This window comes from Ruegeria sp. CDSA079, from assembly GCF_059612245.1.
In genome coordinates, this window is record NZ_JBXWQF010000039.1 from 1 (window position 1) to 11,439 (window position 11,439).

Annotated in this window: 10 protein-coding genes and 1 pseudogene; 6 read left to right on the forward strand and 5 right to left on the reverse strand. The window is 53.7% G+C overall.

Annotation, left to right across the window (positions count from 1 at the left end; translation table 11 throughout):
- Window positions 1-167: 167 nt before the first annotated feature.
- Genes AC2FJZ_RS21820 through AC2FJZ_RS21830 form a run of 3 tightly spaced genes read right to left on the reverse strand, consistent with a single transcriptional unit; the run spans window position 168 to window position 3,207 of the window.
- Window positions 168-1,661, reverse strand: coding sequence for a DUF1254 domain-containing protein (locus AC2FJZ_RS21820; protein ID WP_496780298.1), 1,494 nt, complete (start codon window positions 1,659-1,661; stop codon window positions 168-170).
- Between the two features lie 34 nt (window positions 1,662-1,695).
- Complete coding sequence (locus AC2FJZ_RS21825) at window positions 1,696-2,484, reverse strand: DUF1214 domain-containing protein (RefSeq protein WP_496780300.1); 789 nt, start codon at window positions 2,482-2,484, stop codon at window positions 1,696-1,698.
- A gap of 3 nt (window positions 2,485-2,487) precedes the next feature.
- On the reverse strand, window positions 2,488-3,207 hold the full coding sequence (locus AC2FJZ_RS21830) for a DUF1254 domain-containing protein (RefSeq protein WP_496780302.1): 720 nt from the start codon (window positions 3,205-3,207) through the stop codon (window positions 2,488-2,490).
- A 111-nt stretch (window positions 3,208-3,318) separates the two neighbouring features.
- Between AC2FJZ_RS21830 and AC2FJZ_RS21835 the strand changes: the two genes are divergently transcribed.
- A complete protein-coding gene (locus AC2FJZ_RS21835) occupies window positions 3,319-4,326 on the forward strand; it encodes a helix-turn-helix domain-containing protein (protein ID WP_496780304.1) in 1,008 nt (335 codons plus the stop codon).
- A gap of 164 nt (window positions 4,327-4,490) precedes the next feature.
- On the opposite strand, the gene AC2FJZ_RS21840 is transcribed toward AC2FJZ_RS21835, so the two are convergent.
- Window positions 4,491-5,828, reverse strand: coding sequence for a metal-dependent hydrolase family protein (locus AC2FJZ_RS21840; RefSeq protein ID WP_480869027.1), 1,338 nt, complete (start codon window positions 5,826-5,828; stop codon window positions 4,491-4,493).
- 540 nt (window positions 5,829-6,368) lie between these two features.
- Between AC2FJZ_RS21840 and AC2FJZ_RS21845 the strand changes: the two genes are divergently transcribed.
- The 5 genes and pseudogenes from AC2FJZ_RS21845 (at window position 6,369) to AC2FJZ_RS21865 (ending at window position 11,082) form a co-directional block, all read left to right on the forward strand.
- A complete protein-coding gene (locus AC2FJZ_RS21845; RefSeq protein ID WP_496685368.1) occupies window positions 6,369-8,024 on the forward strand; it encodes a transposase in 1,656 nt (551 codons plus the stop codon).
- Complete coding sequence (locus tag AC2FJZ_RS21850; protein ID WP_496685282.1) at window positions 8,002-8,856, forward strand: TniB family NTP-binding protein; 855 nt, start codon at window positions 8,002-8,004, stop codon at window positions 8,854-8,856. Before AC2FJZ_RS21845 ends, AC2FJZ_RS21850 begins: the two co-directional genes overlap by 23 nt.
- Window positions 8,856-9,206: pseudogene (locus tag AC2FJZ_RS21855) on the forward strand (TniQ family protein); the annotation flags it as partial. The gene AC2FJZ_RS21850 and the pseudogene AC2FJZ_RS21855, both read left to right, overlap by 1 nt.
- Before the next feature lie 339 nt (window positions 9,207-9,545).
- Entirely contained in the window at window positions 9,546-9,791 is a 246-nt protein-coding gene (locus AC2FJZ_RS21860; protein WP_496685373.1) for a hypothetical protein, read from the forward strand.
- A gap of 97 nt (window positions 9,792-9,888) precedes the next feature.
- Window positions 9,889-11,082: a type IV secretory system conjugative DNA transfer family protein gene (locus AC2FJZ_RS21865; RefSeq protein ID WP_496780306.1), complete on the forward strand. Its 1,194-nt coding sequence runs from the start codon at window positions 9,889-9,891 to the stop codon at window positions 11,080-11,082.
- A gap of 142 nt (window positions 11,083-11,224) precedes the next feature.
- On the opposite strand, the gene AC2FJZ_RS21870 is transcribed toward AC2FJZ_RS21865, so the two are convergent.
- Window positions 11,225-11,439 (reverse strand): hypothetical protein (locus tag AC2FJZ_RS21870; RefSeq protein WP_496780308.1); only part of this gene is annotated, 215 nt, incomplete at its 5' end.

The window sequence follows — 11,439 nt, forward strand, 5'->3', positions numbered from 1 at the left end:
GATCCGCGGTAGAAGTCCATTCCCCACACCACGCTCCCTTGTAAGACTGTCCAGACCGCCATTCTGACACGCCGCCGACGACGACCGCTTTGAGCCCAAAACCGACACCGAAGAAAATGCCAGACGACGCCAAAAAGTAGCGTCGCCCGATAGTCGCGGCTGTCGCTTTATTCTACCAGTTCCAGATCACCAGGACGCCAGGTCTTGTCGAACCAAGGCTCGAGCGGTCCGTAGAGGCGCATCATCACGTTGAAGCTTTGCCCGGGCATGGTTTGCGCCCAGTTGTTCTCCCAACCTTCTGGGGCTTCCGGGCCAAAATAGATGCTGGTACTCCCATCCTCATTCGGCTTTATCCCCGGTCGATTAGAGTCGATACCACCGGATTGCTGGTCAGTTTCAAGGATCGACCGTGTCTGTCCGCTATACAACATAAACGACGCAAAGTTTTTCGCGGGAACGGGTGCCGGGAGCGTTACCTTGTAGGTTTTTGAGCCATCCAGGTACTGTCCGTTGTTGTCTCGCGCCGTCATCGCATAGACAGACCCCGTACCGACCGGTGGCGAGGTCATCGCAGGCGTTATGCCCGTCGCCATATAGAAAAAGTATGAACGGTCATCGAGTATGCGTGCACCGTCCTCAAGAAACAGATAGCTCTGACGTTGAAACGGTGAGTTCCATTGCCGGTCTTCATAAAAGAAAACTCCCGGATCGCGCGAGGCATACGTAATCGCTCGCGCCGTGGCATTTGCTATCGCTGCTGCCTCCTTGAAAATGGCCTGCATACGGGCATCGGGTTCGAAGGGCTCGCCCTTCCTGATCCCTATGGAAGCAAACGTTCCTACAATTTCCGGACTGAACGCACCAATTGGATTGTTTTCGAGCGCGACGTGGATCTCTTCAAAAAAGTCTTCGTTGTTCGCGTGAACAGTGTTGTGTTGAACACCGGAGATATTCAGGAAAATTTCCGCGGGAGGATTGTCCGCTTCACTAAGCGGATAGATATTCAGACCCGCCTTGATCTCGGCAACAGGGCCAGCCGTATCTCCGTCTGCGTCTGGCGAGCGTCTTAGCAACAACCAGTGCTCATATGTCTTTGTGCGTAGTTCGAAGTAGCCCTCGGGCACCGGCGTTTCATCGTCGTTGTGCAAAAGTAGATACTTGCCACCTTCTCCCTTATCCGCGCCAAGCGCCCCGATATCCGTCACATAGTCAAACGCGGCGTCATCAAGCAACCCAAGCAGGCCTGCCGGAACCTCAATCACCATCGGGCCATCCGAGATATCGACATTCGAACCAATGTAGATTGTGGTTGTATTGGGCGTCAGCCAGATGGACCGCGCGTCCAGCAGGTCTTCTGCAATCACGACGTCATTGGGATTGACGCCCAAGTCTTCGTATCCCTGAAACATAGCTCGAAGCGAAGCGATCTTCATGCCATCCAGGAAAGCAGTCGTTGCTCTGATCAGATCAAGGTTGTCGAAGACTTTCTCCACCGTCTCAGGTGATGGCATACCATCGAAGAATTCCAGATCACCAAGCGTCTGGGTCTCGACCTTGTCTGGTGTAAGAACATTCTCAGGAACGTCGGCTTTGAATTCTTGGGCTGAAGAATGCGATGCGAGTATCAGGGCAGTCAGCACAGCTAACGACTTTGTTTTCATTGTTCGCTCCATTGGGAATTACTGTTTGTTTTGATCAGTTTACTTTTTCTAGATCGCCCAGCATCCAGCCACTCTCCAGCCATCCTTCTTGCGGCCCATATAGACGAAACAAAAGGAAGTACGGCTCTGTGGTTGGTATCCAGTTGCTTTCCATGCCTTCCGGTGCTTCTGGTCCAAAAAAGATGTCGTAAGAACCGTCTTCATTAGCCTGCATCGCATCAGTGTCGCGCTCGGACAAACCGACAGGATCAACGTTCCGAATGAAGCTCTTGGTCTCCATCGAATAAACAATCACGGACCAGAAATCGTCAGCAGGTGTATCCGCTGGGACGTTCAGTTTATAGGTCTGATTGTGATCGTACATTTCCCCGTCGCTGTCGCGCAGGCCTGTCAGATAAAATGTACCTCCGCCCAGTTGTTTCGGCAGGTATGTAATCCAGAAATAACTGCCGCCCGCACGCGCATCCACAAGGACTTCGGTCTCAGTCTCATAGGGGAAACCAGCCTCGGGTTGACCATCCGCGAAATCCCAAATCAACCACTGGCTCCTCATCTCGCCGCTATCGTCGACCCAAAGTGGGATCATGGCTTTCCCGGGCGTCACAAAGTAGTTCTGCATCGAGGCGTACGCGAGCAACAATCCCTCGTTCATTGCCTGCATTTGAAGTTCACTTGGTTCGAAAGGCTTTCCCTTCTCGATCCCGAGATCTTTCAGAAAATTCACCATAACCTTGTCTTGTGGACGGATCGGGTTGTTTTGAACGTAATCGTTCAGGTCCTGAAAGAATGTCTCGTTGTAGTATGGAAGCGAGTCGTACGGCACTTCTCACGCTTCCAGATAGTTGTTGGGTGGTGGATTGTCAGCCTCAGACAGGTAGTACACTTTGATCGTCTGAGCGTAGTCGGCCGCATCGGTGTCCGTTCCGCCATTCTTCAGTTTTGGCCGGAACGAAAACCCATATTCGTAGGTATCTGTTTCAAAGGGAAGGTATCCTGCTTCAGTTAATTCCTCCAGGGACATATCCCATTCGTAGCCTGGAGGTAGCATGAGGTACTTGCCGCCGGCACCTTCATCGAAACCATCGGGACCAACGTCCACGATAGGAACATCCCAAGCATTCACGATTGTACCGAAGTAGTTAACCTTGTCGGTGGCAGCGGGCACTTCAATGACAAGGGGACCGGGTTCGGAGGTCATTGAAGCCCAAGCATAGGCCGTAACATCGTTAGCCGTAAGAAACCCATGTTTGGAATCGAACGGCTTATTGAGATAAATGATGTCGTTGTAGTCGCCACCGAGGTCGCGGCGAATGCCCTTCAGAAAATCGATCATACCAGCGGCGGGCATCCCCCAGATTGCAGTCTGAGTGGCGCGCTGCACCATGATCTTGTACTCGATGTCCTCGACTTCGGCTGATCGTGCAAGGATGTCACCCCTGTCGTTGAAGGACTGGGAAAGAACTGGCGAGGAAGAAATACCCACAATAAGCGCCACGCCAAAAAGATGCGTCGACAAACTGCTGTGTGATGGTCCAAGTATTTTCATGGCGCAATGCTCCCTGCTGTTTGTGGAAAGCTTGCACATCCGTTCAGCCGATGCGTATCATTTCACGACACGCGGGCGAACAAGCGGGTTGACGGATTGAACCTACCACCGATGATTTCGGCCAAGGCCTTGGGCGCGATGCCCCAGTTTGTGCTTGAGGCCGCTGGGGAGAGACGCCTGTTGCGTGCTTTTGACTCTGCCGATCTTCCTGATCACTTCATTGAGGAAAGAGGCGGTTACATCTCGGAGCATGCTTTGGCGACCTTTGTGCACGAAGCCGCACGATCCTCGGGACAACAAAACATCGGATTGTTGTGGTCACCGTATCTCACTGTCGCTGACTACGGCGCCTGGGGGAGTTACGTTCTTTCTGCTCCAACGCTGGGGGCAGCGCTAATACGAGCTTCTGCCGTCATGCCATTTCATTCGTCCACGGATCGCGCGTGGCTTGAAACTTCGGGCACTAGCGCGCGCTACTGTTATCGTTTTGGACTTCGCTCGCATTTCGCGTATCCGGACATCGGTTTCTCGGCCGTTGGGGTTTTTCTGAGCATATTCCGCGCGTATTTAGGAAACGACTGGAAGCCATCGGCCGTGCTCTTGGACTTCCCGAAAGTTCCTGGGTTTGTCGAGGCAGAAGACACTTACGCTTGTCCTGTAATCTGGAACACCACCCGCCTTGGGGTTGAGTTTGAAGCTTCGGCTTTGAGCTCCGAAGCCACGCCCAAAAAACTCACCGGCGGCTCGATAACTGTCGGAGATATTTCTCGCGAACGATTTGGCGGCCCACCTCAAACACTTAGAGAACAAGTCGAGGAAGTGGTTTGGCAACAACTTCATCGGGAGGAAATGTCGATTGATGCCACCGCGCGTTCGCTCGATCTTGGCGTTCGCACACTACAGCGGAAGTTATCAACCGAAGGGGTTCGTTTTCGCGAAATCGTCAACGATGTCAGGGTAGCAAGGGCCGAGGAACTCCTCACAGATACGCGCGAGACAGTCTCCAGCATCTCCTCAATGCTAGGATATGAAACCGCAAACAATTTCAGCCGCGCATTTAGGAAGTTGACAGGACTGGCGCCCTCTGACTATCGCAAGATGAACTCCGACCATAGTTGACTTGTGGGTCGCGAGACCAGTCTTCGAATGCCTGCTTTGTCCGCACTGCCGCCGTTGACCAGGTCGGGACAGCTCATATGCCCAACCAAAACTGTCAGATGACCACTGTGAGCCCAAAGCAGTCGTTACAAAATATGCTTTGAGCAAAGGACTTCATCTGGAACTCAGTCCAGCGTGTTCTTGTAGACTTTGCCGTCTTTCATGATCAGATCGAAATTCTCATGCGGGTCTGCGATCAGGTCGATATCTTGCAGCGGATTGCCGTCCACAAGGATTAAGTCGGCATAAGCGCCCTTTGCGATTACACCCAAATCACCTTGTTGATAGGGGTGGCGCGGGCCTGAGAGTTTGAGCAGTTCAGCATTGGTTGAAGTCGCCATTTTCAGCACCTCGTATGGCGTGTACCAGCGCTGCAATTTGGCAAGGAACGCGCCTTGACGTTCGGCCAGTTTGGGATCGAACAGGATATCGGTGCCAAAGGCGACTTTCACGCCAACTTCTTTCGCCGTTTTGTAGGTGAAATCTGTACCGTTGGTGACGTCGATCCATTTCTGCTGGCTAACAGGGTCGTCGAAAGAAAAGCCATCCTCGTCATCCAGCAGGGGCTGCACTGACAACCAAACTTCATTGTCGCGCATCAGTTCCATCGTTTCGCGGCTCATCAAGAAGCCATGCTCGATGGACTTAACGCCAGCGGCAACGGCAATTTCCACGGCCTCGTCCGTGAAGACATGAGAAGCAACATAGGTGTTGTAGGTGTCGGCCACCTCTACGAAAGCCTCGATTTCGGCCTTGGTATATTGGCGTACATCCAGAGGGTCATAAGTGGATGACACCCCGCCACCGGTGGAAATCTTAAGCTGGCTTGCGCCCATGCGCATGATTTCACGCGCGCGTTTGACCACTTCCGGAACACCATCAGCCTGCGCCATCAAACCAACGCTGTACCAGTACCATTGCGAATCCGCGCCGTTCGTCGGAACCGCTTGGTAGGGGCGATAGTCAAAGTGGCCGCCGGTTTGTGTCACGGGTGGGCCGGACGGCAGGATACGGGGGCCTTCGATCTCGCCTGCGTCAATCATCCGTTTTATGGCAAATGAATTGCCGCCAACGTCGCGCACCGTTGTAAAGCCGCGCATTAACGTGCCTTCGGACCCGATGGCACCCCGCACCGCGACTTCAAGAATATCGCCGGTCACAACCACACTCTGCGGATTGCAACAGTAAAGCGTGTGCCAGTGTACGTCGATCAGGCCCGGCATCAACGTGCGCCCGCCGCCGTCGATCACGATACCATTGGCGACGGCGAGGGGTTCTGAGGACACATCTGTGATCAGATTGTCGGTTACAACGACATTGGCATTTGTAATCATTTTCTCATTCACACCATCAAACACGTTGACGTTTGTGAACAGTATCGGCCCCCCATCCTGGGAGAGCGCTTGCGAACTGGCTATAGTGAGAAAAACCGACGAAACCGCCGCAAGTTTGGGAAAATGCATTCTAATTTCCTCAGAAAATTCTGTCGGAGAAACCATCCCAGCGGAAGCAAGCTTTTTCAAGGATTCCCTCACTTTTCTGCAAGGTCGGCTTTGTCCGCACTGCCGACCTCTGGCGCGCTTGGAGGCCTTTGATGGCTGACGGAAGTTGTCAGATGACCGCTCTGAGCCCCCATTCACAAATTCCGCATGCCGCATGAATGACCGCTTTGCAAGGCACCTGCTGCCAACTCGCACCCGCTGCCTGCGGTGCCTCGTCAGAAAGACCGCAGGAACCTCAATTCAACCGTTTGGTCGCCCCGCCGCCGCCAACATTCAGGCAGTCCGGACTGAAATAGAGCCCGCCGCTACTGAACTCCGACAGGATGCCCTGTTTGCCGTTCATCGCGTGTGTCACTGTGCCTTTAATTGCTGGACGCTGGTTTTAAAAAGTTGAGCAAAATCAGTGCTTGATTGTGCCTTTAATTTCTGGACTGTATCATTAATTACCGGACTGTGCCCTTAATTCCCGGACGAAGTGTCCTGTGGATAAGTCGCGTGGGGATGATCTTGTCTAATGAAATAGAGAACCCAGAAGAAAGAGCGCTCGCAGTTGAACGGGCCAATGCGTTGCGTCCAATACTGGAACTTGAGGAGTCAGGGCAAGATATAGGACCGCTACTGTTGGAAGCGGCCAAGATTATGGGCGTTTCGAGAAGCACCGCTTGGGATTTTTACCGCCGTCTTAAGATTAATGATGGGCGCGCGAGCTCCTTACTCCCTAAACGACGCGGTCCGAAGCATGGCTCACGTCGCCTGGAGCCAGATGTAGAAAGCACTATCGAGCGCGTTCTACGTCAACACTATCTCGTTCCAGAACCCCCAAGCTTTCTGAGGATCGTCAGCGAGATCCGGGCAGAGTGCGCGGCGAGAGGCTATCGCCTTCCCACTCGGCGTACGATCAAGTCGCGTGTCGACGCTATGGATCAACGCGAGGTGATGCGGAAACGGAAAGGCGCAAAGGCGGCGAGGCAAGTTTTCGAGCCGAGGGTAGGGGCCTTGAATGTGGAGCGCCCTTTAGACGTTGTCCAAATCGATCACACTCTGGCTGACATCATTCTTGTCGATCAATTCGAGCGTAAACCTTTGGGGCGACCCTGGTTGACTCTCGCCATCGATGTCGCGACTCGCGTTGTTCTGGGCGTACATGTGAGTTTTGATACACCGTCAGTCTTGTCCATCGGTTTGTGTCTGCACCATTGCGTGCGAACGAAGTCGATCCGGGCGCCAGAGATACTGGAGGAGTTGTATTGGCCTGCTGCTGGGATTCCGCAAGCCGTTCATGTTGACAACGGGCGGGATTTCCGAAGCAACGCCTTCCAGTCGGCCTGTGCAGATTGGGGAATCTCAATCGAGTACAGGCCACCAGGTCGCGCGCATTATGGCGGCCATATCGAACGTCTTATAGGGACAACCATGGGCGCAGTTCATGTACTTCCGGGAACAACGCAATCATCCCCCAAGGACAAGGGGGATTACGACAGCTCTGACAATGCGGCGATGACGTTGGAGGAGTTCGAGGATTGGCTGCACTTGGAGATATGTCGCTATCACAATACCCGTCACAGCGGATTGGGGAGAGCACCGCTGGCGGCTTGGGCAGATCTCGGTGGTGATGGCGCAGGCAGAAAGGTCGTTGATACCGAGGCGTTACGCATCAGCTTTCTTCCTTCCGAACGTCGTCAGTTGGCGCGAACCGGGATCAAGCTGTTTTCTGTCGGCTATTGGAGCGACGCATTTGGTCCAATGATCGGCCGTGGCGTCGGGAAGGTTACTGTAAAATACGACCCTCGCGATATGTCCCAGATTTGGGCTGTAAATGACGAAGGACGGACCATAGTAGCGCGCTACAAGAATCTGTCGCGGCCACGGATTTCGCTTTGGGAGTCGCGGCGTGCGCGTGCGATATTTCACGAACGCCACGGCGGGACGATCCCGGAGGCGATGCTGTTTCAAATTATTGAAGAACAAAGGCGCATCGCGCACGCGGCAAAGCAGCAAACCCTGGCGGTGCGGCTGGAGGGTGAACGTCAAGCGCGACTTCCTAACGACAAAACCAGACGCGATCCATCCCGCGAGATGTTCGCGATCGATACCAATAATCCGGATCTTCCTACCTACCCGATAGATGACATTCATGGAAACAAACGAAAGACTTAACCTGGTCCGCAGTGACCGGTGGATCGCATTCGATCGCGCAAATATTGTACTCAACAGGCTCAATTCTCTCATGGAGATGCCAAGACAGTCCCGGATGCCTGGCCTTATGGTTTACGGTAGTTCAGGGATAGGAAAGACCATGATCGCTAAGCGAATGGAAAGCCTGTACCCAACTCAATACGAAGCAGATATTGGCGTTACCCAAACACCGATCCTGTTATTGCAGGCGCCACCCGCCCCTGATGAAAGGCGTTTCTATCAGCACATTCTGGCATCAATCGGTGCGCCCATGTGGGGGCGGCACACAGTGTCCGAACTGGAGGTGCGCGCCCTCAGCCACTTGCGCGACATGGACCTGAAGATGATCATGATCGACGAAGTCCACAACTTGCTGGCGGGCAGCTATCGCGAGCAACGGCGTTTCCTGAATATGCTGCGGTTCCTCGCTAATGATCTCTGTGCATCTCTCGTCGTCTTTGGTGTGAATGAAGCGGTCGACGCCATTCGCGGCGATGAACAACTGGCCCGGCGTCTGGACGAGCATTTCTTGCCGTTCTGGGAAGACGATATCGAATTCTCTCGTCTTATCCAGACGCTGATTGCTGCGATGCAATTGGAACGCGGGTCCAGCCTCAGTGTGCATTCGCTTCGAACCATTCTGGGTGTGACAGGCGGTGTTACGTCGCGAGTATTCACAATGGTCAAGGCGCTTGCGATAGACGCTATCGAGACAGGCGAGGAGCGTATCACGGATGAGGCGGTTCAAGCCTGGCAACCGATCTGGGCCAAGCACAGCTGGAACATTCGAAGACAGGCCGTTCCTGCGTTTTAGTGACTATTCTTCCGCTGCCGAGGCGTCCTCCGCCGCTACAAGACGAATTGTTATCAAGTTGGGTCACCCGGCTTGCTGAAGCCAATTATTGCTCTGTTCCTGAATTACTTGGCTATCTCGGGCTTTCGGGTGATAAGCCGCCGGAGACCAGTCACGATCTGCGAGGCGCAAATTTCGATCGGTTCGGTACTCTGGCTCATCTGCCGTCGAGTGACATACAGGGCATGTTGCTCAAGCGTCGCGCAGGGTTTCCAGTCGAATGTGTGCCCTGTTCAGACTTTCAGTACTGTCCGACATGTACGCGGAAAGTGCCTGGAGTTTCCCTGCGGCACTGGCGCTATGCTTGGTCTATGATCTGCAATTCCTGCGGTACTGGCCTGTTACCTCTCGGCACGGCGCCAGGTGCAGAGTTTAAAGTTCCCTTACGGTTGGAAGTCCGAGCTTTGAAGGGCGCAGCGTGGTTGGAGCAACTGTATTGGCGCGGAAGTCAGCATGTTGTTAGGCAATTGGACTTGGCGCTACAGGTTGTACGGGTACTTGCGCCAGAACTTCGTCACGCGGGGCTTTGCTCCAAATCCCGCCATGACCGGTATACTATGCTCGCTGCTGTTCACCTATTGATGACGCGACCATTGGTGGCCGTATCTATTGCGATGCGACGTGATCCTTCAGCACGAGATAGGCTACGCATGGCATTCCCTGTTCAACGCAATTTATTGGATCAACTCGTTCACCTTTCATGCAGTTCGCCAACCCCGGCGAAAGATGATCGCAAAATTCAGAAGGCCTGGTTCCCGGCACGAAAACCGGACAACACAACTAAACCCGATTTTCTGGCGGCGGCTAAAAAAGCAATCGAACAACTCGGTGTGAATGCGGACCGTGCGGAGTTGCTCCGATGCGCGGATCGCACCCTCGAAAAAAGTCGCCGCTAGCCTGTGGATATCCGAGAATTAAGGGCACAAAACCGGGCCAAATGTCCGGCAATGTATTTGCGTCCAGTAATTAAGGGCACAGTGACAATGGGAGGAGGTGATCCAGGTCGCAACCCAGATGTTCGACACGCCCAGTTCGTCCGCTCAAGGTTTCATGGGTGGCGTCGAAGGCATGTTCTGCGCCATGGCGATGTTAGCAATCAAAAGAAAGCGGCCATACATTTCCGAGATCCTGCGCCTGGTCAAAACGACCAAGCAAAAGGATTACGAAAAAATGGCTGAAGAAGTCGGCTATGCCCGGGCGGCAGATGAGTTCCTGAATCTTGCAGCCGAAGAATCCAAAATTCTGCGGTCAACGATTTCGGTTATGAACAACTCCGGCCTTCAGCTCTGGCGCAACCCGTCTGTGGCCAGAGCCACGCAGGGCAATGACATCAACTTTGAGGATCTGCGTCGGCGCCCCACCTCGATCTACTTTTCGGTGCCGGGGAAAAAGGTCAAAGAGTTCCGGACGCTCATCCGCCTGTTCTTCCTCGATCTGGTGAACACCATCGAAACGCACGAACCGGGCGAAGATGAGCCGTTCAAGGTTTTGATGCTGCTCGATGAGTTTCAGCGCCTCGGCCATCTGGAGCGTGTGGTCGAAGCCTATGACACCATGCGATCGTTCGGCGGCAGGCTCGTGGTGATTTCTCAAACGCTGTCACGTCTTCAGGACATTTATGGGCACGAGGGCGTGCGGGCGATGCTGGCAAACGCCGGGACGCAGATGTTTGCAGCCTCTGAGGATTCAGAGGTACGCGAACATGTGTCCAGGTCTATCGGTGACAAAACAGTAATGAGCAAGTCGAAGTCTCGGGCGCTCGGCAAAATGGAAATGGGCAGCATATCAGAGCGTGAAGAAGGCATTCGCCTGCTCCGGCCCGAACATGTAGGCCGACTGCCGGAAAACGAGGTTGTGCTGATCCGCGAAGGCAAGATGCCGGTGATTGCAAACAAGATCCGATATTTCGAAGATCCTTATTTCATGCAGTTCCTTGGCGGCAAAACTCCGAAGATCAAAGGCACACACCTCGATCTGGCTGTAGAGCAAGCCAGGGACACGGCAAAGGCTATAGCGGAATCCAAGCCCGCCCCTGCCCCAGAGAAAGAGGTTTCGGAAAAGGATAAAGAACTTCAGGCGGCATTTGATGCGCAGCGCACGGTCGCAAAGCGGAAAAGCCGGTCAGCGAAAGATATGGCGATGGAGAAAATGAGAGCCAAACGGCCAGAAAGCAGTGCCTCCGCTTGACGGGGGTGCTGTTTCAGTAAATCTGCGTTTAACCATGTTCGTGAGAACATAGCGGTCTAACTATCAGAAGGTCATTTAAGATGAGATTGATAGTCGCGATTTTGCTTCCGTTTGTGGTGTACTTCACGATCAGACGCCCAGTTCAGGGCTTTTTCTGACTGCTCTGCGCATTCCCAGTGAATTGCCGCCTGAATCCCAAAAGCTGCCGCCCAATCTTGTTAACAACGTGCATCCAGACCGATGGCCTCCAACCGCCGTGCCACAAGCTACTTGGCAGGAAGGGCCATATTTTGTTGAAAAACTCGGGCTTGATCGGTTGGTAAGTTGCTGATTCAATTCTTCCTAAAGGGAGGGATC